The 271-nt window shown below is 69.7% G+C and carries 1 pseudogene; it reads right to left on the reverse strand.

What is annotated here, in order from left to right:
* Positions 1-131: 131 nt before the first annotated feature.
* A pseudogene (locus BN358_RS25620) lies at positions 132-271 on the reverse strand (TetR/AcrR family transcriptional regulator); the annotation flags it as partial.

Genomic DNA, 271 nt, shown 5'->3' on the forward strand with positions numbered 1-271 from the left:
TCACCTCAGCACTCTAGCTGAGAGCGCTCTCGACGGCGTCTCCCCGCGGGCGGTCCGAGTTGGGGACGGTTCCGAACCTGGTCCACAGCGGGGTGGACCGGGTTCGGAACCGTCCCCGATTCCGGTCCGGGTCAGTCGTTGCGGCGCGGGTGGACGTGCAGGGTGGGCGCCACCTCAAGGTTGCGCATGCCGTTCCAGGCGAGGTTCACCAGGTGCGCGGCGACGACCGGCTTGGGCAGGCGCAGCTCGTCGCGGGTGTCCATCCACCACT

Origin of the sequence: Sedimentibacter sp. B4 (assembly GCF_000309315.1) — a bacterium.
Lineage (GTDB): Bacteria > Bacillota > Clostridia > Tissierellales > Sedimentibacteraceae > Sedimentibacter > Sedimentibacter saalensis.